This is a genomic window from Viridibacillus sp. FSL E2-0187 (assembly GCF_038006425.1).
Classification (GTDB): Bacteria; Bacillota; Bacilli; order Bacillales_A; family Planococcaceae; genus Viridibacillus; species Viridibacillus arvi.
This window is the reverse complement of record NZ_JBBOVG010000001.1, coordinates 3,528,256-3,553,126: the sequence shown is the minus strand read 5'-3', so window position 1 is coordinate 3,553,126 and position 24,871 is coordinate 3,528,256. Positions and strand designations below refer to the sequence as shown.

27 protein-coding genes are annotated in these 24,871 nt (G+C 38.0%); all 27 read left to right on the top strand.

Annotation, left to right across the window (positions count from 1 at the left end):
* Positions 1-38 precede the first annotated feature (38 nt).
* The 27 genes from fsa to atpD all read left to right on the top strand — a co-directional run bounded on the left by fsa (position 39) and on the right by atpD (position 24,850).
* Positions 39-686: a fructose-6-phosphate aldolase gene (gene fsa / locus MHH85_RS17260; protein ID WP_340707866.1), complete on the top strand. Its 648-nt coding sequence runs from the start codon at positions 39-41 to the stop codon at positions 684-686.
* A 36-nt stretch (positions 687-722) separates the two neighbouring features.
* On the top strand, positions 723-2,009 hold the full coding sequence (locus MHH85_RS17255; RefSeq protein WP_053417904.1) for a UDP-N-acetylglucosamine 1-carboxyvinyltransferase: 1,287 nt from the start codon (positions 723-725) through the stop codon (positions 2,007-2,009).
* A 103-nt stretch (positions 2,010-2,112) separates the two neighbouring features.
* Positions 2,113-3,081 carry a class II fructose-bisphosphatase gene (glpX, locus tag MHH85_RS17250; protein WP_038180073.1) on the top strand — a complete coding sequence of 323 codons (969 nt, stop codon included), beginning with the start codon at positions 2,113-2,115 and terminating at the stop codon, positions 3,079-3,081.
* 137 nt (positions 3,082-3,218) lie between these two features.
* A complete protein-coding gene (rho, locus tag MHH85_RS17245; RefSeq protein ID WP_193738341.1) occupies positions 3,219-4,502 on the top strand; it encodes a transcription termination factor Rho in 1,284 nt (427 codons plus the stop codon).
* 192 nt (positions 4,503-4,694) lie between these two features.
* The gene (gene rpmE, locus MHH85_RS17240) at positions 4,695-4,895 is read left to right on the top strand and encodes a 50S ribosomal protein L31 (RefSeq protein ID WP_053417903.1); all 201 of its coding nucleotides are present in this window, start codon (positions 4,695-4,697) and stop codon (positions 4,893-4,895) included.
* A gap of 220 nt (positions 4,896-5,115) precedes the next feature.
* Positions 5,116-5,709 (top strand): thymidine kinase, encoded by a 594-nt coding sequence (locus MHH85_RS17235; protein ID WP_053417902.1) that lies wholly within the window; start codon positions 5,116-5,118, stop codon positions 5,707-5,709.
* Between the two features lie 144 nt (positions 5,710-5,853).
* Entirely contained in the window at positions 5,854-6,588 is a 735-nt protein-coding gene (locus tag MHH85_RS17230) for an N-acetylmuramoyl-L-alanine amidase family protein (protein WP_340707865.1), read from the top strand.
* 129 nt (positions 6,589-6,717) lie between these two features.
* Positions 6,718-7,788 (top strand): peptide chain release factor 1, encoded by a 1,071-nt coding sequence (prfA, locus tag MHH85_RS17225; protein ID WP_053417900.1) that lies wholly within the window; start codon positions 6,718-6,720, stop codon positions 7,786-7,788.
* Between the two features lies 1 nt (position 7,789).
* Positions 7,790-8,647, top strand: a complete 858-nt coding sequence (gene prmC, locus MHH85_RS17220; RefSeq protein WP_340707864.1) for a peptide chain release factor N(5)-glutamine methyltransferase — start codon at positions 7,790-7,792, stop codon at positions 8,645-8,647.
* Between the two features lie 43 nt (positions 8,648-8,690).
* Entirely contained in the window at positions 8,691-9,287 is a 597-nt protein-coding gene (locus tag MHH85_RS17215; RefSeq protein WP_340707863.1) for a stage II sporulation protein R, read from the top strand.
* Positions 9,288-9,390: 103 nt separating this feature from the next.
* On the top strand, positions 9,391-10,437 hold the full coding sequence (locus MHH85_RS17210) for an L-threonylcarbamoyladenylate synthase (RefSeq protein ID WP_340707862.1): 1,047 nt from the start codon (positions 9,391-9,393) through the stop codon (positions 10,435-10,437).
* Between the two features lie 235 nt (positions 10,438-10,672).
* Positions 10,673-11,167 (top strand): manganese efflux pump, encoded by a 495-nt coding sequence (locus MHH85_RS17205; protein WP_340707861.1) that lies wholly within the window; start codon positions 10,673-10,675, stop codon positions 11,165-11,167.
* A gap of 56 nt (positions 11,168-11,223) precedes the next feature.
* Positions 11,224-11,664, top strand: a complete 441-nt coding sequence (locus tag MHH85_RS17200) for a low molecular weight protein arginine phosphatase (RefSeq protein WP_193738347.1) — start codon at positions 11,224-11,226, stop codon at positions 11,662-11,664.
* Between the two features lie 2 nt (positions 11,665-11,666).
* On the top strand, positions 11,667-12,962 hold the full coding sequence (locus MHH85_RS17195) for a methyl-accepting chemotaxis protein (RefSeq protein WP_340707860.1): 1,296 nt from the start codon (positions 11,667-11,669) through the stop codon (positions 12,960-12,962).
* Between the two features lie 377 nt (positions 12,963-13,339).
* Positions 13,340-13,780 (top strand): ribose 5-phosphate isomerase B, encoded by a 441-nt coding sequence (rpiB, locus tag MHH85_RS17190; RefSeq protein WP_038180051.1) that lies wholly within the window; start codon positions 13,340-13,342, stop codon positions 13,778-13,780.
* Between the two features lie 14 nt (positions 13,781-13,794).
* The gene (locus MHH85_RS17185) at positions 13,795-14,343 is read left to right on the top strand and encodes a TIGR01440 family protein (RefSeq protein ID WP_340707859.1); all 549 of its coding nucleotides are present in this window, start codon (positions 13,795-13,797) and stop codon (positions 14,341-14,343) included.
* Between the two features lie 21 nt (positions 14,344-14,364).
* Positions 14,365-15,600: a serine hydroxymethyltransferase gene (gene glyA, locus MHH85_RS17180; protein ID WP_193738350.1), complete on the top strand. Its 1,236-nt coding sequence runs from the start codon at positions 14,365-14,367 to the stop codon at positions 15,598-15,600.
* Positions 15,601-16,003: 403 nt separating this feature from the next.
* Entirely contained in the window at positions 16,004-16,633 is a 630-nt protein-coding gene (gene upp, locus MHH85_RS17175) for a uracil phosphoribosyltransferase (RefSeq protein ID WP_053417890.1), read from the top strand.
* A 21-nt stretch (positions 16,634-16,654) separates the two neighbouring features.
* Complete coding sequence (gene wecB, locus MHH85_RS17170) at positions 16,655-17,770, top strand: non-hydrolyzing UDP-N-acetylglucosamine 2-epimerase (RefSeq protein ID WP_340707858.1); 1,116 nt, start codon at positions 16,655-16,657, stop codon at positions 17,768-17,770.
* Positions 17,771-18,294: 524 nt separating this feature from the next.
* Positions 18,295-18,666 (top strand): ATP synthase subunit I, encoded by a 372-nt coding sequence (locus tag MHH85_RS17165; RefSeq protein ID WP_053417888.1) that lies wholly within the window; start codon positions 18,295-18,297, stop codon positions 18,664-18,666.
* Positions 18,667-18,694: 28 nt separating this feature from the next.
* Positions 18,695-19,408 (top strand): F0F1 ATP synthase subunit A, encoded by a 714-nt coding sequence (atpB, locus tag MHH85_RS17160; RefSeq protein ID WP_193738352.1) that lies wholly within the window; start codon positions 18,695-18,697, stop codon positions 19,406-19,408.
* A 76-nt stretch (positions 19,409-19,484) separates the two neighbouring features.
* The gene (atpE, locus tag MHH85_RS17155) at positions 19,485-19,709 is read left to right on the top strand and encodes a F0F1 ATP synthase subunit C (RefSeq protein ID WP_193738353.1); all 225 of its coding nucleotides are present in this window, start codon (positions 19,485-19,487) and stop codon (positions 19,707-19,709) included.
* Positions 19,710-19,877: 168 nt separating this feature from the next.
* A complete protein-coding gene (gene atpF, locus MHH85_RS17150; RefSeq protein WP_193738354.1) occupies positions 19,878-20,399 on the top strand; it encodes a F0F1 ATP synthase subunit B in 522 nt (173 codons plus the stop codon).
* Positions 20,396-20,932 (top strand): F0F1 ATP synthase subunit delta, encoded by a 537-nt coding sequence (locus tag MHH85_RS17145; protein ID WP_193738355.1) that lies wholly within the window; start codon positions 20,396-20,398, stop codon positions 20,930-20,932. Before atpF ends, MHH85_RS17145 begins: the two co-directional genes overlap by 4 nt.
* A gap of 27 nt (positions 20,933-20,959) precedes the next feature.
* On the top strand, positions 20,960-22,477 hold the full coding sequence (gene atpA, locus MHH85_RS17140) for a F0F1 ATP synthase subunit alpha (protein ID WP_053417883.1): 1,518 nt from the start codon (positions 20,960-20,962) through the stop codon (positions 22,475-22,477).
* A 53-nt stretch (positions 22,478-22,530) separates the two neighbouring features.
* The gene (gene atpG / locus MHH85_RS17135; protein ID WP_038180030.1) at positions 22,531-23,388 is read left to right on the top strand and encodes an ATP synthase F1 subunit gamma; all 858 of its coding nucleotides are present in this window, start codon (positions 22,531-22,533) and stop codon (positions 23,386-23,388) included.
* Positions 23,389-23,434: 46 nt separating this feature from the next.
* The gene (atpD, locus tag MHH85_RS17130) at positions 23,435-24,850 is read left to right on the top strand and encodes a F0F1 ATP synthase subunit beta (protein ID WP_038180029.1); all 1,416 of its coding nucleotides are present in this window, start codon (positions 23,435-23,437) and stop codon (positions 24,848-24,850) included.
* Positions 24,851-24,871 lie beyond the last annotated feature (21 nt).

The following is a 24,871-nucleotide window of genomic DNA, read 5'->3' as shown; positions in this document are numbered from 1 at the left end:
CCCTTCTCCTATTTTCCATCATCCAGGGGGATATTATAATGAAATTTTTTATCGATACAGCTAACTTTGAAGAAATCAAAGAAGCACATTCTTGGGGGATTATCTCAGGTGTAACAACAAATCCGTCACTAGTAGCAAAAGAGCAAAATATCTCATTCCACGATCGTCTACGCGAAATTGCGGATTTAGTAGATGGTTCTATTAGTGGAGAAGTAATTTCATTAGATGCAGAAGGTATGATTAAAGAAGGTCTTGAACTTGCTGCAATTGCACCTAATATTACTGTGAAACTACCAATGACACCAGCTGGTTTAACAGCTTGTTCTACACTATCAAAACAAGGTATTAAAACAAACGTAACATTAATCTTTAGTGCAAACCAAGCACTATTAGCAGCTCGTGCGGGAGCAACTTACGTATCTCCATTCTTAGGTCGTTTAGATGATCTTGGTCAAGATGGTATTGAGTTAGTACGCCAAATCGCTGAAATCTTCGCTATTCATGAAATCCCTACGCAAATTATTGCGGCTTCAATTCGTCACCCACAACATATTACAGAAGCGGCTCTTGCTGGTGCACATATTTCTACAACTCCATTTAAAGTTTTAGCTCAATTATTCAAACATCCTTTAACTGATAAAGGAATTGAAGGTTTCTTAGCGGATTGGAATAAGAAAAACGGTTAATAATAATAGAAATATCCGAAGATGAAGGAGATTTACATGGACGTTTATAAAATTAACGGCGACAAGCGTTTGCAAGGGACGATCAAAGTAAACGGCGCTAAAAATAGTGCTGTAGCCTTAATTCCAGCATCCATATTGGCTAATTCACCCGTCACAATTGAAGGCTTACCAGAAATTCTAGACGTTACAACATTAAAAGCCTTACTTGAAGAAATTGGTGGAGAAGTACAATTTTCTGACGGTCATATGGTTATTGATCCTCGAGGAATGGTTGATATGCCTTTACCAAATGGCAATGTCAAAAAACTTCGCGCTTCGTACTATATGATGGGAGCGATGTTAGGACGGTTTAAAAAGGCTGTTATTGGATTACCAGGTGGTTGTCATTTAGGACCACGCCCAATTGATCAACACATTAAAGGCTTTGAAGCATTAGGTGCTAAAGTAACAAATGAGCATGGTGCAATCTATTTGCGAGCTGATGAATTAGTAGGTGCTAAAATCTATTTAGATGTTAGCAGTGTAGGGGCCACTATTAATATTATGCTTGCAGCAGTTAAAGCAAAAGGACGTACAGTCATTGAAAATGCTGCAAAAGAACCCGAGATTATTGATGTTGCCACGTTACTGACGAATATGGGAGCTAAGATTAAAGGTGCAGGTACGAACGTTATTCGTATTGATGGCGTTGAAGAGCTACACGGTACAAATCATACAATTATTCCAGACAGAATAGAAGCTGGTACATTTATGATAATGGCCGCAGCAATTGGTGATGGTATTATAATCGATAATGTAATTCCTTTACACGTAGAAGCTGTTACAGCGAAACTACGAGAAATGGGTGTTAAAATTATTGAGGAAGAGGAGAGAATCATCATTCCTAAAGTTGAAAAACTTCAGGCAGTTGATGTAAAAACTCTTGTATATCCAGGCTTCCCAACAGATTTACAACAACCCTTTACTGTATTATTAACACAATCTCAAGGTTCATCAGTCGTGACAGATACAATTTATTCTGCCCGTTTTAAACATATTGATGAAATAGCTCGCATGGGAGCAAATGGTAAAGTAGAAGGACGTACAGCCATTATTAATGGTTCGACTAAACTAGAAGCTGCTACAGTTACTGCTACAGATTTAAGAGCAGGTGCAGCACTGGTTATTGCAGGCTTATTAGCTAAGGGCGAAACAGAAATCCATGACATTTACCACATAGAAAGAGGCTATAGTTCATTGGTTTCGAAGCTCCGTGCTCTTGGTGCAGATATTCGCCGTGAGTCGCTACCCTCAGAACAAGAAAACATAGCCACAAATAGATAAAACTGAAAAAAAGTCGCACAGAATTATCTGTGTGCTACAATAGATTTAGTTTTAAAGGATTCCAACCATTTAATGAGTTGGAAAGCGGGAGGATAAGTTAAAAATGAAACGCAGTTTATCAATGGAAGTAGTACGTGTTACGGAAGCAGCAGCAATTGCCTCAGCAAGATGGATGGGCCGAGGATTGAAAATGGAAGCAGATGACGCAGCAACAACAGCCATGCGTCAAGTATTTGATTCCATTCCTATGCAAGGAACAGTCGTAATCGGTGAAGGTGAAATGGACGAAGCACCAATGTTATATATTGGTGAACAATTAGGTCATGATGAAAATGGACCTCATGTCGATATCGCCGTAGATCCTCTAGAAGGGACGAATATCGTAGCAGCTGGTAGTGGTAACGCACTAACTGTATTAGCAATCGCTGATCGCGGAAACTTACTTCATGCACCTGATATGTACATGGAAAAGATTGCAGTAGGTCCAGAAGCAGCAGGGAAAATTGATATTAATGCACCAGTAATTGATAACTTACGTGCAGTAGCTAAAGCAAAAAACAAAGATATTGAAGACGTAGTAGCGACTCTATTAAATCGTGATCGTCACCAACATATTGTTGATCAAATTCGTGATGCTGGTGCTCGTATTAAATTTATCTCTGATGGAGATGTAGCAGCAGCAATTAACACAGCATTTGATGAAACAGGCGTAGATATACTATTCGGAATGGGTGGAGCTCCTGAAGGTGTAATTGCCGCAGTAGCATTAAAATGTCTTGGTGGAGAGTTCCAAGGTAAATTAATTCCATCAAATGATGAAGAGATTGAACGTTGCAAAAAGATGGGTATCGAAGTTAATAAAGTATTATATATGGATGACCTTGTTAAAGGTGACGATGCAATCTTCGCCGCAACAGGTGTTACAGATGGAGAGTTACTTAAAGGTGTTCAATTTAAAGGTGGGCACTGTACAACAGAATCAGTTGTTATGCGTGCTAAATCTGGTACTGTTCGTTTCATCGAAGGACGCCATAGCTTAACTAAAAAACCAAATCTATTTATGGAATATTAAACTTCAATATTAATTGCCCGGCAGTTGCCGGGCATCTTCTTAAAGGACATTTCATTCATTTACTCGCAATTCTCACACATCTATGTTGACCAAATTCATTTATACAAAAAAACTTATATAAGAGTGGTGCTATGTCTATGACGACAATGACAATTTCTCAGCTTGAAGATATGAAACTAAAAGATTTGTATGCGCTTGCGAGAGATTATAAAATTTCATACTATAGTAAGCTGACAAAAAAAGAATTAATTTTTGCTATTTTAAAATCAAGAGCTGAACAAGAAGGTTACTTCTTCATGGAAGGTGTCCTTGAAATTATTCAACAAGAGGGCTTTGGCTTCTTAAGACCTATAAATTATTCACCAAGTTCTGAAGATATTTATATCTCAGCATCACAAATTCGTCGATTTAGTCTACGTAATGGTGATAAAGTAACAGGGAAAGTGCGCCCACCAAAAGAGAATGAACGCTATTATGGTTTGTTACATGTTGAGGCAGTCAATGGGGAAGACCCTGAAACTGCAAAAGAACGTGTACATTTCCCAGCATTGACTCCGCTATACCCGGATCGTCATATTAAACTGGAAACAACTACAACAAAACTATCTACACGTATTATGGATTTAGTGGCACCAGTAGGCTTTGGTCAACGTGGACTTATTGTGGCTCCTCCAAAAGCGGGTAAAACATTACTTTTAAAAGAAATTGCAAACGCAATTACGGAGAAATATCCTGAATCTGAACTTATTGTACTTTTAATAGATGAACGACCTGAGGAAGTAACCGATATTGAACGTTCAGTAGCAGCAGACGTAGTTAGCTCAACATTCGATGAATTGCCAGAAAATCACGTTAAAGTGGCAGAGTTAGTGTTAGAACGTGCTATGCGATTAGTAGAGCATAAGCGTGATGTTATTATCTTAATGGACTCTATTACTCGACTTGCGCGTGCGTATAACCTTGTTATACCTCCAAGTGGACGAACTTTATCAGGTGGTATTGATCCTGCTGCATTCCACCGTCCAAAACGCTTCTTCGGTGCGGCGCGTAATATTGAAGAAGGCGGTAGTTTAACAATATTAGCTACTGCATTAATCGATACAGGCTCTCGTATGGATGAAGTAATTTACGAAGAATTCAAAGGTACAGGTAACTTAGAGCTTCATTTAGATCGTAGTCTAGCAGAACGTCGTATCTTCCCAGCTATCGACATTCGTCGTTCAGGAACTCGTAAAGAAGAACTACTGATTCCAAAAGACCAACTTGATAAACTGTGGGCGATTCGTAAAACATTCTCAGATTCATCTGATTTTGCAGAACGATTCCTTAAAAAATTACGTCAAACAAAAACGAATGATGAGTTTTTTGAACAGCTAAATTCAGATATGAAAGCTGCTCGAAACGGTAAAGGATTACTGTAAAAGCAAAGTGATTTTCTACTAAAATTTAAATTCATATAATTTAATTGCTTGCAACACTGTATAGTTTTTGATATACTTCATAAAGTATTGCAATAAACGTGTTGCATATGCGGCAAACTAATCTGGGTCGTGTAAGGCAACAGTTCGAAATACTCTGTTCCGGATGGTTCAGGGCGAAAGGAGATCATACACATGAAACAAGGTATTCATCCAGATCACAAAGAAGCAACAGTAAGCTGCTCTTGTGGTAACACTTTCACAACTGGTTCAGTAAAAGAAAAAATCGTAGTAGAATTCTGCAACGAATGTCACCCATTCTATACTGGCCGTCAAAAATTCGCGTCTGCTGACGGACGTGTTGATCGTTTCAACAAAAAATACGGTATTAAATAATTTAACCCGTATATACAAAATACCTGCCCGGCAAGTAATTGCTAGGCAGGTATTTTTCTTGCGCCAAAATGCTTTTTCGTGTAGTATAAAGCTCGTTCGTTTAAAATAAAAAGCTGTGTAAATGGATTACATAACATAGTTTTTATATAAAAAAAAGGGAAGTATTCTCTTTATTTTTTCGTTATGATGATGGATATAAGTGTTGAAAGGAGTCTAATTCATGTACGTAATGACTCAAAATGGTTGGATTGAAGTAATATGCGGAAGTATGTTTTCGGGGAAATCTGAAGAGCTAATTCGCCGTGTTCGTAGATCTCAATTTGCAAAGCAGAAAATTGCGGTTTTTAAGCCTGAAATTGATAATCGTTATAGTGAAGAAGCAGTTGTAAGTCATAATGGCACAACAGTAATAGCAAGACCTATCAAATCACCTAAAGAAATATGGGATCACATTTCAGATGATTTCGATGTAATTGCGATTGATGAAGCACAATTTTTTGAAGATGATATTGTGGAAATCGTTCAGCAATTAGCTAATCATGGATTCCGCGTAATATTAGCGGGACTAGATCAGGATTTCAAAGGAGTTCCATTCGGTCCGATGCCGAAGTTAATGGCAATCGCAGAGCTAGTAACAAAATTACAAGCAGTATGTAGTGTATGTGGATCGCCATCGAGTCGTACTCAGCGCTTAATTAATGGACAACCTGCAGGAATCGATGACCCAGTAATATTAGTAGGTGCCTCTGAAGCGTATGAACCTCGCTGTAGACATCACCATGTAGTACCAGTAGGAAAATCAATTTCTCAGTAAGAGTAGCTTGAAGGCTGCTCTTTTTTTTATGTTTTAAATTGGTTTTAATTAACAAAAATAATTATTTTACCCAAAAATGGATTCTGTAATATTAAGGTATGCTAGAATTAAATCTAGTGAATCTATTATAGGAAAGGGGAACATATGAAAAAGATAATACTAATGTTGTTTTCGTTTATCGCCTTAATTGCTATTTTTTCAACAGCTTCAGTAACTGCAAAACCACCATTAAAGAAATCTAGCAAGAAAATAATAGTCATCGACCCTGGCCATCAGCAATATGCAAATACTGATATTGAACCCATTGGGCCGGGAGCAATTAAAACAAAGTATAAAGTGACAGATGGTACGCACAGTCCCTATACAAACAAAAAAGAATCTATCCTTACTTTAGAAGCGTCTAAAATGCTTGGCAATACATTAAAAAAACGTGGTTACAAAGTAATTTATACACGTACAAAACAAAATGTGAATATAAGTAATCGTGAACGTGCCAATATTGCTAATAAAAGCAATGCCGACCTTTTTTTACGTATACATGCAGACGGGTCTATCAATAAAAAAGAAAAAGGCTTTTCGATTTTAACCACATCATCTAAAAATCCATACATATCAAAGAGTGTCAATAAAGCGAGTCTAGTAATCTCAAATGAAATTATACAAAAGATAGAAAAGAATAAAAAAGTTAAAGATATAAAAGGAATTATTTATCGAGATGACTTATCAGGAGCGAATTGGTCAAAGGTACCTGGTGTGTTGCTAGAATTGGGTTACATGACAAATAAGGAAGAGGACAAAAAATTAGCAGATCCATTATATTTAAAAAGCCTGACAAAAAGTATAGCGGATGGTGTTGACCAATATATGAAGAAAAAATAACGTTCAATTCTCAAAAGAGTAGCGATAGCTGCTCTTTTTCATTATACTATTGAAGGAGCATATTTCGACATATAGCTAATCACAAGTTGATTTAAATAAAATTTCCAAAAGAAAGGTCAAGGTGAAAAAATGTTTGATCGCCTACAAGCCGTTGAAGATCGTTACGATCGATTAAATGAATTACTTAGTGACCCTGAGATAGTCAACGACTCAAAAAAACTAGCGAAGTTTTCAAAAGAGCAATCTGATATTAGTGAAACAGTAGAAGTTTATAGAGAATATAAAGAAGTGAAACAACAGTATCAAGATGCAAAAGAAATGTTTGAGGATAAACTAGATCCTGAAATGCGTGAGTTAGTAAAAGAAGAAGTAAATGAATTAGAAGAACAAATTACAAAATTAGAAGACCATCTACGTCTTTTATTAATTCCGAAAGATCCAAATGACAGTAAAAACGTTATTATGGAAATCCGCGGTGCTGCTGGCGGTGATGAAGCTGCTCTATTCGCCAATACATTATTCCGTATGTATAGTCGATATGCTGAAGCACAAGGCTGGAAAATTGAAGTCATGAATGCCAACCCGACAGAACTTGGAGGCTATAAAGAAATTGTCTTCATGATTAACGGACAAGGCGCTTACTCGAAATTTAAATTTGAAAGTGGCGCACACCGTGTACAACGTGTACCAGAAACAGAATCACAAGGCCGTGTGCATACGTCAACATCTACTGTAGTTGTAATGCCTGAAGCCGAAGAAGTAGAGTTGGATATAGCTGATAAAGATATCCGAGTTGATATATATCACGCAAGTGGCGCGGGTGGACAGCACGTCAACAAAACGGCATCTGCTGTTCGTATGACACATATTCCAACAGGCGTAGTTGTTGCAATGCAAGATGAGCGTTCTCAATTAAAAAACCGTGATAAAGCAATGAAAGTATTACGTGCTCGTGTATATGATAAATTACAACAAGAAGCGCAAGATGAATATAATGCAGAACGTAAATCTGCAGTTGGTACAGGTGACCGTTCAGAGCGTATCCGTACTTATAACTTCCCACAAAACCGAGTTACTGATCACCGTATCGGTTTAACAATTCAAAAGCTTGATCAAATCATTGAAGGTAAGATAGATGAAATCTTCGATGCACTAATCTTAGAAGAACAAGCAAACAAACTTGAAAGCTTAAACGATTAATATGACGAGACAAGTATATGAGGCCCTCAATCGGGCTTCTTCTTTTTTACAAGAAAATGGTCGAGAAGAAGGAGCTGCACGATTACTTTTACAGCATGCATTAAATACATCCTACACAGGATTAATGATTATCATGCGAGATGAAATGACGGATGCGCAGTGGGAAAACTATTTTAACATGATTGAGGAACATAAGAATGGCCGTCCTATTCAGTATATTACGGGCTCAGAAGAGTTTTACGGTCGTACATTTAAAGTTGATGAATCAGTCCTTATTCCTCGTCCAGAAACAGAAGAATTAATCGTAGAAGCACTAAAACGCATAAAGAAACTATTTTCATCTACAGCTTCCATTCAAATAGCTGATATAGGAACAGGTAGTGGCGCGATTGCTATAACGATGAAAAAAGAAATACCTCAAGCGACTGTAATCGCAACGGATATTTCTCCTGCAGCACTTGCGACAGCCAAGAATAATGCTAAGCAATTAGATGCCGAAATAATTTTCAGAGAGGGAGATTTAACAGAACCTCTAGTACAAGAACAATGGGATGTTGTGTTATCTAATCCTCCTTATATAGCATTTGATGAAGCGAAGGAAATGTCTGATATCGTTTTAGAACATGAGCCTCATAATGCATTATTTGCAGAAGAAAGTGGACTAGCTTTGTATAGGAAGCTTGCAGAAAACTTGCCACCTCTTATGAAAACACCGAGTTTTATAGGTGTAGAGATTGGTTATAAACAAGGTGAGGCAGTAGCGGAATTTTTCAAAGAAAAATTTCCAAAAGCCAAAGTAGAAGTAGTAAAAGATATTAATCAAAAAGATAGAATGATTTTTTGCGAGATTAGTGAATAAAACATCTGAACCCTGTCTATCCTTGTGACAGGGAGGGATTAAGATGATACCAGATTACAAGACTATTGAAATGCCAAAACAAGAAACAAAAACAAAAATGATTCCAGTGCTACAATTTATTGCAGCTCTGCTTTTTATACAAACACTTATATTTTTACTACCACAGTGGTTTACGCAGGATACTTCACCAATTGCAGATGCCGATCAAATGCGATTCCGTATTGTTGCAAATAGCAACTCAACACAAGACCAGCTTATAAAACAGGATATGTTAAAAGAAATAGAACCTATTATTAAACAGTTATCTGTCCAAACAAATGGAACGGAAATGGACCAGAATCTAGCAGTTGTGGAGCAAGAAATTCAAAATAAATTATCCACAAAATTCAGTCAGCAATCGATACAGGTTTCTAGAAAACAAGAATTGTTCCCAGCTAAACGCTATGAAGGATTTCTATATCCACAAAACTACTATGATGCACTTGTCGTGACAATTGGTAGTGGTAAGGGGGATAATTGGTGGTGCGCGTTATTCCCAAAAGTATGCTATCGCGAAGAAGAACCAAAAAAACCAGAAGAAACAAAAGAGGAAACACAGAAGTTTTTCATATGGGAATGGTTAAAAGATATCTTCTCATAATAGGTTATGCACAATATTTGTAAAATTGTCCACAATATACACAAAGTTATCAACAAATTGTGTATAACTTTCTGAAAACTCTTGATTGAAGGGAGATACAGAGATGGAAACTAAACGTCTAAATGTGGACATAAATGTGGATAATGGAAAAAGTTATTCACAAGCTGTGGATTTGTTAAATAATGGAGAGGTAGTCGCTTTTCCCACGGAAACTGTATATGGTTTAGGTGCAGTTGCTACGGATGAAGCAGCCGTAAAGAAAATCTTTGCAGCAAAAGGTCGACCTTCCGATAATCCACTTATCGTTCATATAGGTACTTTCGAAGAACTAGAAAATTACGTCGACCATATTTCGCAAAAAGCAAAACTTTGTATGGAAGCGTTTTGGCCAGGTCCTCTAACAATGATTTTCAAAGCGAAACCAAATGTTCTTGCTACTAGTGTTACAGCTAACTTGGATACAGTGGGGATTCGTATGCCTGATCATGCAGTTGCCTTACAATTACTCCGACAATTAGGGAAGCCAGTAGCTGCTCCAAGCGCGAATAGGAGTGGTAAGCCTAGTCCGACAGAAGGTATCCATGTTGAAGAAGACTTAAATGGAAGTATCCCTCTGATTTTGGATGGAGGTACTACAGGAATTGGTGTTGAGTCAACTGTACTAGATCTTACATTAGACATGCCTGTTATTTTACGCCCAGGTGGCGTCACAAAAGAAATGTTAGAAGCTGTTATTGGTACGGTTTCACAACCGTCGCATACAGAACAAAATAGTGGCAAAGCGCCAAAAGCACCGGGTATGAAGTATACTCACTATGCTCCGAATGCCCCTGTCTATTTGATAGAGAAAGAAGAAAAAGCAATTGCTATGGCTCTTGAGACTCTTCATCAAAAAGGACTTAAGGTGGCGTTACTAGCCCCAGAAAATTTAAGCCACCTAGCAGCTGATTGGTTTTTTACATTTGGTCAAAAGGATACAAATGAAGAGATGGCAGTTAATCTATACCATGCTTTACGCTCTTGCGATGCAACATCAGCGGATCTTGTTCTTGCTACAACTACATCAACAGAAGGTGTCGGTGCAGCAATTATGAATCGCCTCGAGAAGTCGGCAGGAGGTAAATGGTATTCAGCAGATATACAGCTTTAACTGAGGGCAAATTTATCTAGTGAAAGCCATTAATTAATTTCTGATACTAAGCTGTTCTTTCTATATAAAAGAGAGAACAGTTTTTTTATAGATGAAAGAGAAAAAGAGATTTAAGTATTTTTCGGTTTGGAACATAATTACATTTTAAAAGTGAAGCAACACATTTGAAAGCTAGCATAAAGCTGAACATCCCTTGCATATCGTAAAGAGATATCCAAAAGCAAGGGGGAACAGCGTGCAGGAAATAATAGCAGGCGTAATTACAGCGTTAGATGTACTCGCCCTATTTCTTATTTTACCGAAAGTTCGTTTTCGATTTGCCCTTTCCTGTTGGACAGCCGGTCTCCATGTTATATTTCCACTAATCGGTTTTTATGTAGGGGAATGGGCTGCCCAATATTTAATTACAATTGCCAAGATGCTCTCCGGTGCATTACTCAGTTTGATAGGTCTACAACTCCTATTATCAGCTAGAGTTAAAGAGCCACCCAATCTCTCTCCTATATTATTAGCGGTTACTGCAAGTCTTGATACCTTTTCAGTTAGCGTATCTTTTGGTATGCTTCAACTACAGAAGAGTTTATTTATTATGAGTACAGGTATAACAACTTTTCTCTTTTCTTACATCGCTTTATCAATAAAAAGAAAAACACCAGTGAATTTAGGTATAATGTTACAGATATTAGCGGGTGTCGCATTACTTTTAATGGGGATATTATCTATATTTTAAGAATTATATGGAACATTATTACTACTATGATATATAATGAGGAATGAGGGTGCGTAATGAATATTTATTTTATATGTACTGGAAACACTTGTAGAAGCCCAATGGCAGAAGCTATTTTAAAAGCAAAGAAATTAGATAATTTTGAGGTTCGTTCAGCGGGTATTTTCGCAATGCCAGGTGGTGAAATTTCAGAGAATGCTAAAGTGGTGTTATCAGAGGCAAATATATTTACAGAACATGTTTCAAAACAAATAGAAGCAGAGGATTTAGAGTGGGCTAATCTAATTTTGACGATGACATCAGCTCATAAAGAAATGATTTTGCAGGCTTTTCCATCGATCTCTGATAAAACATTTACATTGAAGGAATACATTGCGCCATATGGCTCTTATGATGTTTCGGATCCATTTGGAGGAGATGTCCATTTGTATCGTCAAACTTTCCAGGAGTTAAATAAATTAATTGATGCACTCGAAACGAAATTATCGGAGGGCTAACGATGAATAAACGAAGTGTGAAGCATTCTTTTGGATTGAGAAAGCAACTCGTATTATTTGTATCAATTTTAGCAATCATCACTTATTCAACTAGTTTAATTTTTATCGAATATATTCAACCACAATTTTTCCCAAATATTAATCGATTAATATTTGAAATTATTACGTATGCATTAGGTATTATATGGTCTGGTATTTTAGCGGCAGCGTTTAGTTCATTTATTATTAAGCCGTTGCAAAATCTAGAGGCTGCTACAAACCGTGCAGCAGAAGGCTATATAGGAGAAGATGTAGATTTACCAAGGTCAAATGACGAAATAAGAGCGCTGGCAGTAGCTTTTCAGTCTATGCTCGAAAATCTGCGTAAAATGGTAGATAGTATTGATCAAAATTTTCAATCGACTAACGAAACAGTTTTAAGTTTATCGAAGGAAACTGAAAATGCAGCAAGTCAAGCAGAGGCAGTTTCTCTTACAATTGCACAAATTTCTGAAGGTGCAGAAAACTCAGCGGTATCTATTCAGCAAACAGCAGAGGCGCTTGAAGATGTTCGGGTTATAGCTAAGGAAGTTAACGGCCGTGCAGAATTATCATCGAAACATTCTGAGCGTATGATGAAAGAATTAACATTTACAACGAAGAAAATTGAAGAACTTGTTTCAGGTATAAAACAAATTGTTTCAGGCAACAAAGACGCTCTAGGAAACATCCATCAACTCGAAAGTAATGCAAAACAAGTTGAACGCATTATCCAATTGGTTGGAGATATTGCCGCGCAAACAAATTTATTGGCATTAAATGCGTCAATTGAAGCTGCCCGTGCTGGCGAGCATGGTAAAGGGTTTGCGGTTGTTGCTGAAGAAGTGCGTCAACTAGCAGACCAAAGTGCAGAAGCTGTACAAGGTATTACGGGATTAATCCAAACGATGCAATCAGATGTACATAATGTTGTAGAACAAATGACTTCTCAAGTAGCTTTTGCAGTAAAAGAAGTAGAGAGAGTATCAGAAACAACAAATGCTGTAGAAGGAATGACATCAATCGTTCATGAAATGGCAGATTCTGTAGTTGAGATTTCTCGATTTGTGGAAAAACAATTGCATAATATTGAAACGACTGCGCATCAATCTCAAGAAGTAGCTGCTATAGCTCAACAAACTTCTGCAGGTGCACAAGAAGTTCGAAGTGTAACTGAGGAGCAAGCTAGGTCAATCGAAGAAATTGATCAACTATCGAAGCATTTGAAAGTGCAGTCAGAAGAGTTGTATAAAATGATATTGCAATTTGATCGCTCATAACCATTGATTTGTACATAATGACTATCACAAAAGCCTTAATGGGGCAATTGTGATAGTTTTTTACTTTTAAAGAATGTATATTTTAGTTTAAAATAACACTTACTATCTTATAGCTCAATAATAGCTTGCACGAATTTTCAGATTTTGAATACCGAAAGAATTTCCAATGAGAAATCCATTGGAATCCGAATTTAATTCATGATAACAACGTTTTATATTCGGTAATTGGTTGATAAAATCCTTGAAAAGTACTATTGAAAGAAGAATATTCGTGTTTATATTTAATGCTTTTATTTAAATACTGTGAAAAATATGTCTTTCTATAGCTAGAAGTGGTAAACTATTGTTGAATAAAATTATCGAAAAGAGGGAACCCATTGAAAATTGCGATTTCATCAGACCATGGTGGCAACAATTTACGAAAAGAGATTATGACACTGCTAGAAGAGCTAGGCATAAACTACGACGATTTTGGACCACAATCCTCTGATTCAGTTGATTATCCTGACTATGCACTCCCAGTTGCAGAAGGCGTAGCAAGTGGAAAGTATGATCGAGGTATTTTAATTTGTGGAACAGGCATAGGTATGTCTATCGCAGCTAACAAAGTGAAAGGTATTCGATGTGCATTAGTTCATGATTTATTCAGTGCAAAAGCAACTAGATGCCATAACAATTCAAACGTGTTAGCAATGGGAGAACGTGTAATTGGCCCAGGACTTGCGCTTGAAATTGTGCGAACTTGGTTATCTACAGAATTTGAAGGTGGTCGTCACGAACGCCGCGTTGAAAAACTTGCAGAGATTGAAAACGACTAAGAAGGTCATAAAGTATGAACTTACAACAAATAACAGATCAACTACAACAGCTTCTAACTGAGTTAGAGCAACAAGTAACATTCCGTAAGGGACAACTCTTTGTTGTTGGTTGCTCAACTTCAGAAGTCAAAGGACAAAAAATCGGTACAGCTGGTGGTTTAGAAATAGCAGAAGCATTGTACAAACCATTACATGCATTTGCTGAAAATCACGGATTATCTTTAGTATTTCAAGGTTGCGAGCATCTCAACCGTGCTTTAACTTTAGAACGTAAAGTAGCAGAAGACTACCGACTTGAGCCGGTTTCAGTTATTCCTGCCCAAACAGCAGGGGGCTCTATGTCGACTTACGTATATAATCAGCTTGCAGATCCGGTCGTTGTGGAAGAAATACAAGCACATGCTGGTATAGATATTGGTCAAACATTAATTGGCATGCACTTAAAAAGAGTGGCAGTTCCTGTTCGTACTTCCGTAACCCATATAGGTGAGGCAGTTGTGACAGTTGCGATAACACGCCCCAAATTAATTGGTGGCGAAAGAGCAGTTTATAAAAAGGACTAGATTACAGGGGGAATATGTATAATGATCAAACTTGCAGCACTAGACACAGCGGTATTTGAAGCAATGGAAGCAGAAAAAGCACGTCAACAAGCTAATATTGAATTGATTGCATCTGAAAATATCGTTTCAGAAGCAGTAATGGAAGCACAAGGTTCAGTATTAACAAACAAATATGCTGAAGGCTATCCTGGCAAACGTTATTATGGTGGATGTGAACACGTGGATGTTGTTGAAAACATCGCACGTGACCGTCTAAAAGAAATTTTCGGTGCAGAATATGCTAACGTTCAACCACACTCAGGTGCACAAGCGAACATGGCTGTATACTTTACAATCCTTGAGCAAGGCGACACTGTATTAGGTATGAACTTATCTCATGGTGGTCACTTAACTCACGGTAGCCCTGTAAACTTCTCAGGCGTACAATACAATTTCGTAGAGTATGGCGTAACAGAAGATACAAATGTAATTGACTATGAAGACGTTCGTCAAAAAGCGCTTGAGCATAAACCAAAACTAATCGTTGCAGGTGCATCTGCATACCCTCGTCAAATTGACTTTGCTAAATTCCGTGAAATTGCTGACGAAGTTGGCGCGTATTTCATGGTAGACATGGCGCATATCGCAGGTTTAGTTGCTGCTGGTGAACATCCAAACCCAGTACCATATGCTGATTTCGTAACGTCTACAACACACAAAACTTTACGTGGACCTCGTGGGGGACTTATTCTTTGTAAAGAAGAGTTTGGCAAAAAAATCGATAAATCGATCTTCCCAGGAATCCAAGGTGGTCCTTTAATGCATGTCATCGCTGGTAAAGCAGTAGCATTCGGTGAAGCACAACAACCAGAATTCAAAGAATACATTGGACAAGTTGTGAAAAACGCAAAAGCATTCGGTGAAGCACTTCAAGCAGAAGGCATTAAATTAGTATCAGGTGGAACAGATAATCACCTACTATTATTAGATGTTCGTTCTATGGGGTTAACTGGTAAAGTTGCAGAAGCATTACTTGATGAAGTACAAATTACAGCGAACAAAAACACAATTCCTTACGAAACTGAAAGTCCATTCGTAACTTCAGGAGTTCGTGTTGGTACAGCTGCAGTTACTTCTCGTGGTTTCAAAGAAGATGATATGAAAGAAGTTGCTTCAATCATTGCATCTGTTCTTAAAAACCCAGAAGATGAAGTGATTAAAGTTGAAGCACAAAAACGTGTTGCTGCATTAACTACTAAACATCCACTTTACGTATAATTTAATAGATTAATAAACTATAATAATAGTCGAAGCTACTTTTGTTCATTCAAAAGTAGCTTTTTTAATACTTGATTTCTAAAATAGAATCCGCTTCGCGAAGGTGAAGCATAATTGATAATATTAGTACCTTTTGCAATCGTCCGTTCGAATATTCAATTAGCTGATGATTCCCTGTGATATCGATCTAGGGAGATGTTGAAACATTCCCAAAAAATGATTATAAAGCGGTTATGTTATGTAATTGGACAAGGTTACTATTTTAATAAGCCATTAACACTAGAACGAGCAGATGAATCACAAAACAAAATGTTACAATTTAAAAAAACGCAATGGACTCATAGTCAAACTGCGTTTTTCTGTTATAATAATCAAGATAAATAAAAGTAGGGAGAGGAACACATTGGGTAAAGTATACGTATTTGACCATCCACTAATTCAACATAAGCTAACATACATTCGCGACAAAAATACAGGAACCAAAGAATTCCGCGAACTTGTAGACGAAGTAGCAACGCTTATGGCGTTTGAAATCACTCGTGATTTACCATTAGAAGAAATTGAAATTGATACACCAGTAACAACAGCTAAAACAAAAGTATTATCAGGTAAAAAGATGGCTATTGTTCCAATTCTACGCGCTGGTATCGGTATGGTAGATGGAGTATTAAAACTAATCCCTGCTGCAAAAGTAGGTCATATCGGATTATATCGTGATCCACAAACTTTAAAACCAATCGAGTATTATGCAAAACTTCCTGCTGATGTAGAAGAACGTGATTTCATCATCGTTGATCCAATGTTAGCAACTGGTGGTTCTGCAATTGAAGCAATTAACTCATTGAAAAAACGTGGCGCTAAAAGCATTAAATTCATGTGCTTAATCGCAGCTCCTGAAGGTGTACAAGCTATTCATGATGAGCATCCAGAAATCGATATTTATATCGCAGCACTTGACGAAAAATTAAACGACCATGGTTATATTATTCCTGGTTTAGGTGATGCTGGAGACCGTTTATTCGGTACAAAATAATGTGAAGGTGGTGCAAGGTCATTGCGTAAAAAATGGAAAGTGATGACTATTTTTGGAACAAGACCAGAGGCCATTAAAATGGCTCCCCTCGTTTTAGAATTACAAAAACATTCGGATCAAATCGAAACAATTGTGACAGTGACAGCTCAACATCGACAAATGCTCGACCAAGTGCTGGATACATTCAAAATTACACCAGATTATGATTTGAACATCATGAAGGATCGCCAAACACTTGTTGATGTCACAACTAGAGGGCTAGAAGGTTTAGACCGAGTGATGAAAGAAGCTAAACCGGACATCGTATTAGTTCATGGGGATACGACCACAACATTTATCGCAAGCCTCGCAGCCTTTTATAACCAAATTGCAATAGGTCACGTTGAAGCTGGACTTCGAACAGGTGACAAATACTCCCCATATCCAGAAGAGATGAATCGTCAGCTTACGGGTATTATGGCAGATATTCATTTTGCACCAACTGAGCAGTCTAAACAAAACCTATTGAAAGAAAATAAAGTAAACAGCACGATTGTAGTTACAGGTAATACTGCAATTGATGCATTAAAAACAACTGTTAACACATCCTACAGTCATCCAGTGCTCGAACAAATTGGACAAGATCGTATGATTTTACTAACTGCACATCGCAGAGAAAATCTAGGCGAACCGATGCGCCATATGTTTAAAGCTATAAAAAGATTGTTAGCAGAGCATAGTGATATACAAGTTGTGTACCCCGTTCATATGAATCCAGCTGTCCGCGAAATTGCCAATGAAATACTTGGAGACGAAGCGAAAGTTCATTTGATCGAACCACTTGAGGTTTTTGATTTCCATAATTTCGCTGCTAAATCATACATGATTTTAACAGACTCAGGTGGCGTACAAGAAGAAGCGCCTTCTCTAGGGAAGCCGGTTCTTGTTCTTCGTAATACGACAGAACGTCCCGAAGGAATTGAAGCAGGTACTTTAAAATTAGCAGGTACAGTTGAAGAAACTATTTATCGCTTAGCAAAAGAGCTTTTAATAGAAGAAAATACGTATAATGCTATGGCACATGCTTCAAATCCATACGGTGACGGATTTGCCTCAAAAAGAATTGTCGAAGCATTACTGACCCATTTGGAAAAGTGAAGTCAATAATTTATTGAAACTACCTTATAACTTGTAATAAGCAATTTGTAAGGTAGTTCTATTTCTGTCTATGAATAGATGATAATCTAATTTAAGTCAATATTGTTGTAAATTTGTCGACAATTTGACAAGGTTACTACCTTTGTGAAGTTTTTCACTCTAACCAATTGACATGAAATATTCACTATTGTATGCTAACTAAGGGTAAGAATGATAAGGGTTCCTTAACTGTAAAGAATCTACAATAACTTGGATTATCAAGTTTCTACTAGACTTACAGTTTGGGCATAATTTGTAAATTCGTACGGTATTGTGCATCATTTTTTGGTGTCCTTATATGCGGTGGTTCTCCATTAAAAGCTTATCTCTCACATTTAATATGGATTCCGATTCATCTCTTTATGAGAGTAGATTACGGCTTCCGCCTCCGCTAGTAGTTTTAAATGACTACTTATCCGGCATCCAACCGGTGGTCAGCTATTACTTCCGTCATTCGAAAATAAGATTCAGGAGATCAAAGACCAATGCTAGAATTGCATCAGATTTTTGCTAAGCAGAAAAGAATGCTATTTTTTTTGCTCGCATTTTGTGCGTTAGGATGGGCTTTTACGCCATATCAAACAGTATTCGCTGGTCTCGCATTAGGTGCGCTTTTTGGTCATTATAACTTTTGGATTCTAGTCCGAAGAATGGAACGATTTGATCGCTCTATTAACGAAGGAAAGAAAGTGGCATCACTAGGTTCGGCTTTTCGCTTTGCATCAGGTATTGCTGCAGTAGCGGTTGCTACCATGTTGCCAAAGTATTTTCATTTAATTAGCACGGTCATTGGGCTAATGATTCCGTACGTTCTGCTTTTAGTAGACAGGATCGTATTTCATGTAAAATACCAATAAGCGCATTTGAAAGAGAGGTGAATGCAAAGTGCAACATGAAAATCCACATTTTGAATTGTGGGGACTAGGATTTAACCCAGGTAATGTTTTAATGTTAGTCGTAGCGGCGTTAATAGTTTTCTTAATTGCTTTCATTTCGACACGAAACTTAAAATTGAAACCAACGGGTATGCAAAACTTTATGGAGTGGGTTATGGACTTCGTAAAGAATATTATTAGCAGCACCACGGACTGGAAAACAGGTGGTAAGTTCCATATACTTGGAATCACGCTGATTATGTTCATCTTCGTTGCGAATATGCTTGGTCTTCCTTTCTCAGTCATAATTCATGGAGAATTATGGTGGAAATCACCAACAGCAGATCCAATCGTTACTATGACACTAGCGGTTATGATAATTGTATTATCTAACTACTATGGTGTTAAAGCGAAAGGATTCAAAGGGTATCTTGGAAGTTTCGCTCAACCGATGGCTTTCTTATTCCCATTGAAAATTATTGAAGAGTTCGCAAATACGTTAACTCTTGGTCTACGTCTTTACGGTAACATCTATGCAGGTGAGATTCTTTTAGGATTACTTGCAAGTATGGGGACGCTTTGGGGAGGATTAGGTTTCTTCGCAGCAGTAGTTCCAACAATGATTTGGCAAGGTTTCTCGATCTTTATCGGTGCAATCCAATCATTTATTTTCGTTATGTTAACAATGGTTTACATGTCTCACAAAGTGAGCGAAGACCATTAAGTATAAAATGCTTAACTTAATAAGTTAAGTAGCTGACACACAAAAAACTTTATATTTCCAAGGAGGAAAAATTTCAATGGTAGGTTCAGTTGGTTTATTAGCAGCAGCAATCGCAATCGGTTTAGGTGCACTTGGTGCAGGTATTGGTAATGGTTTGATCGTTTCAAAAACAGTAGAAGGTATCGCTCGCCAACCAGAAGCACGTGGCGTTCTTCAAACAACAATGTTCATCGGGGTTGCATTAGTTGAGGCCCTTCCGATCATCGCTGTAGTAGTAGCTTTCATCGTAATGAACAAATAATCGTCTTTAATTGTTTTATAAAAAAATGGCGAAGAGACTTTTCGATAAAGGAAAACTTCGCCATTCCTTTATGTCTTTAAGGCATAATATTCCTTTAGACAATACATCTTACTAAGATTCAATCATATAAGATTTGAACTCTAAGCTCTTGAAGGGAGTGAAACAATCGTGTTTTTAGACTATCTAGTACTAGGAAGTTCTGCTGAATTTATTAATGGTGGAGATATCCTTGTAACGTTAGCAGTTTTCATTATCCTAATGTTCGCTTTGAAAAAAGTGGCGTGGGGTCCATTGATGGGAATCATGCAACAACGTGAAGAATTAGTTGCTAGTGAAATCGAGTCAGCTGAAAAGAGCCGTCAAGAATCACAACAACTTTTAGAAGATCAACGCAGCCTTCTTAAAGAAGCGCGTGTAGAAGCACAAACGATTGTTGAAAACGCGAAGAAACAAGGCGACTTGCAAAAAGAAGAAATTATTTCTGCTGCTCGCGCTGAAGCATTGCGTTTGAAAGAATCAGCTGTGCGTGATATCGAGACTGAAAAAGAGAAAGCTATTGCTGCTGTTCGTGGAGAAGTGGTTTCACTATCTGTACTTGCTGCATCTAAAGTTCTTGAAAAACAAGTCTCAGTAGAAGAGAATCGTGCTCTAATTGAAGAAACGATTGCGAAGGCAGGGGAAACTCTATGAGTCAATCGACTGCAGCGAGTCGCTATGCCAAAGCATTGTTCCAATTGGCACAAGAAAAACAATTACTAACTGAAGTAAGTTCTGACTTACGTGAAGTGAAAGTTGTTTTCGAGGAGAACAAAGGGTTATTCCAACTTTTAGATTCTCCAAAATTAGAAGACAAAGAAAAGAAAGAACTTGTTTCTAAAGTATTTGCTTCTGTCCAACCAATCATTGTGAATGCAATTAAAGTCTTAATTGATAAAAAACGTATTCATGAAGTAGTAAGTGTGATTGAAGAGTTTATCCGTTTTGCTAATGATACGCAAGGCGTAGCAGATGCAATCGTATACACTACTCAACCTCTTACAGAAGATGAAACACAACGCATTTCTACGGCATTCGCTCGTAAAGTGGGTAAAAATACACTTAATATCACAAACGAAATCGATCCATCTTTAATTGGTGGAGTTCGACTTCAAATCGGTAACCAAATTTTTGACAGTAGTATTTCACACAAACTAGCTGGCTTAAAACGTACGTTAATCGGTTAATTATATAGAATTTGAGAGGTGAGAAACATGGGCATCAAAGCTGAAGAAATCAGTGGACTTATTAAGCAGCAGATGGAGAATTACCAATCTGCAATGGAAGTTAGCGAGGTAGGTACAGTTATCACAGTTGGTGACGGTATCGCTCGTGCTCATGGCCTCGACAACGTCATGGCTGGAGAATTGCTTGAGTTCTCTACTGGTGTACTTGGTATGGCACAAAACTTGGAAGCGAACAACGTAGGTATCGTTATCCTTGGACCAACTAAAGGCATCAATGAAGGCGATGAAGTGCGTCGTACTGGCCGTATTATGGAAGTACCAGTTGGTGAAGAATTGATCGGTCGTGTTGTCAATTCACTAGGTCTTCCTGTTGATGGTTTAGGACCAATCAACACTACAAAATCTCGTCCAATCGAAAGCCCTGCTTTCGGAGTAATGGATCGTAAATCAGTACACGAACCATTACAAACAGGTATTAAAGCGATTGACGCATTAGTTCCAATCGGTCGTGGTCAACGTGAGTTAATCATCGGTGACCGTCAAACTGGTAAAACTGCTGTTGCAATCGATACAATTTTAAACCAAGCAGACCAAGATATGATTTGTATCTATGTTGCTATCGGTCAAAAAGAATCTACTGTTCGTGGCGTAGTTGAAACACTTCGTCAACACGGTGCACTAGATTACTCAATCGTTGTAACTGCATCTGCTTCTCAACCATCTCCATTATTATACCTAGCTCCTTATGCTGGTATCTCAATGGCAGAAGAGTTCATGTTACAAGGTAAACATGTATTAATCGTATATGATGATTTATCTAAACAAGCATCTGCTTACCGTGAACTTTCATTACTTCTTCGCCGTCCGCCAGGTCGTGAAGCATATCCTGGGGATGTATTCTACTTACACAGCCGCTTATTAGAACGTGCTGCTAAGTTGAATGAAAAATATGACTGTGGTTCAATCACAGCACTTCCATTCGTTGAAACACAAGCAGGGGATATCTCAGCTTACATTCCAACAAACGTAATTTCTATTACGGATGGACAAATTTTCTTACAATCTGATCTATTCCACTCAGGTGTACGTCCAGCGATCAACGCAGGTCTTTCTGTATCACGTGTAGGTGGTTCAGCTCAAATTAAAGCAATGAAAAAAGTTGCGGGTACACTACGTCTTGACTTAGCTGCATTCCGTGAGCTTGAATCATTCGCTCAATTTGGTTCTGACCTAGATAAAGCTACTTCAGCTAAATTAGAACGTGGTAAGCGTACTGTAGAAGTTCTAAAACAAGAACTTCACAAACCTATTAAAGTTGAAAAACAAGTTACAATTCTATATGCACTAACAAAAGGATACTTAGATGATATTCCTGTACAAGATATCGTTCGTTTCGAAAACGAATTATACGCTTGGTTAGATGCAAATGACGAAAGCCACAAAAACGTTTTAAATCATATCCGTACTACTCAAGGACTTCCATCTGATGAAGACATGGCAGAAACTTTAAATGCTTTCAAAAAAACTTTTGCTAAATCAGAATAAGATCTGATAGTTTTACGTCAATATAAAATAAACGGTAAGGTGGTGAAATACCAGTGGCATCATTACGCGACATAAAAAAACGTATCACATCGACTAAAAGCACAAGTCAAATCACGAAAGCGATGCAGATGGTTTCTTCTTCTAAAATGACACGTGCTGAAGCAAATGCTAAAGCTTACGTTCCATACATGGAGAAAATTCAGGATGTTGTTGCTGCAATTGCAGCAGGTACTCCAGACGGTTCACACCCGATGTTAGTATCTCGTCCAGTTAAGAAAACGGCTTATTTAGTTATTACTTCTGACCGTGGTCTTGCAGGTGGTTATAACAGTAACGTAATTCGTACTGCTAAAAACGCTATGGATGAACGACACAACTCTAAAGATGAGTTTGTTATCATCGCTATCGGCCGTATGGCAAGTGAATTCTTTGCGAAACGTGGATATAACGTAGTAGATGAAGAAATTGGTCTACCTGACCAACCTTTATTTGCTGACATTAAACAAATCGCTCGTAAGGCTGTTGGTATGTTCACTGATGGTACATATGATGAACTTTATATGTACTACAGCCACTTTGTCAGTGCCATTCAACATGAACCAACTGAGAAAAAGGTACTGCCAATTACAGACATCGCAGCATCAAGCACAACTGCATCTTATGAATTCGATCCATCTGGTGAAGCAATTCTTGAAGTATTGTTACCACAATACGCAGAGAGCTTGATTTATGGTGCGTTGCTCGACGGTAAAGCTAGTGAACATGCTTCACGTATGACAGCAATGAAGAGCGCAACCGATAATGCAAACGAACTTATTAGTTCATTAACACTTGTATATAACCGTGCACGACAAGCGGCTATTACACAAGAAATTACAGAAATCGTTGGTGGAGCTGCAGCCTTAGAATAGGCGCTCTCCAGCTTCTGTAATGCAAGTACGATAGGAGGGGAAAAGTATGAAAACAGGACACGTTCTTCAAGTAATGGGTGCCGTTGTTGACGTTCAATTCGACAACTCATCATTACCAGAAATTTACAACGCGCTTACTGTAGAAATTAAACGCCCTGGTGAAGAGCCTCAAACACTTACTCTTGAAGTAGCACTTCACCTAGGAGACAATGCTGTCCGCACGATTGCTATGTCATCTTCAGATGGCTTACAACGTGGCGCAGTAGTAACAGACCTTGGTGCTCCAATTTCAGTTCCAGTTGGTGACATCACTCTTGGACGTGTATTCAACGTACTTGGTGAAACAATCGATTTAGCGGAAGAAATTCCAACAACTGAGCGCCGTGATCCAATTCACCGCGAAGCACCAACATTTGAAAACCTTTCAACTCAAGTTGAAATTCTTGAAACAGGTATCAAAGTAGTAGACTTATTAGCACCATATATTAAAGGTGGTAAAATTGGTCTATTCGGTGGTGCCGGTGTAGGTAAAACTGTATTAATCCAAGAACTTATTAACAACATCGCTCAAGGACACGGTGGTATCTCCGTATTCGCAGGTGTAGGTGAACGTACTCGTGAGGGTAACGATTTATTCTTCGAAATGAGCGACTCAGGCGTTATTAAGAAAACAGCAATGGTATTCGGTCAAATGAACGAGCCACCAGGCGCACGTATGCGTGTAGCTTTATCTGGTCTTACTATGGCTGAATATTTCCGTGATGAACAAGGTCAAGACGTACTTCTATTCATCGATAACATTTTCCGTTTCACTCAAGCAGGTTCTGAGGTTTCTGCGTTATTAGGTCGTATGCCTTCTGCCGTAGGTTACCAACCAACTCTTGCTACTGAAATGGGTCGTTTACAAGAACGTATTACGTCAACAAACAAAGGTTCTGTAACTTCTATCCAAGCGATCTATGTACCAGCCGATGACTATACTGACCCGGCTCCGGCTACAACTTTCGCCCACTTAGATGCAACTACTAACCTTGAGCGTAAACTTTCTGAAATGGGTATCTACCCAGCGGTTGATCCATTGGCTTCAACTTCTCGTGCACTATCACCAGATATCGTAGGTGTTGAACACTATGAAGTTGCTCGTCAAGTTCAACAAACTTTACAACGTTACAACGAATTACAAGATATCATCGCTATCTTAGGTATGGATGAATTATCTGATGAAGATAAATTAACAGTTGACCGCGCTCGTCGTATTCAATTCTTCTTATCTCAAAACTTCCACGTAGCGGAACAATTCACTGGTCAAAAAGGTTCTTATGTACCTGTTAAAGAAACTGTTAAAGGTTTCCGTGAAATTCTTGAAGGTAAATATGACAAATTACCAGAAGATGCATTCCGTCTAGTTGGTCGTATTGAAGAAGTTATCGAAAAAGCGAAAAGTATGGGTATTGAACTTTAATACTAGGGACGAGGAGGAAAA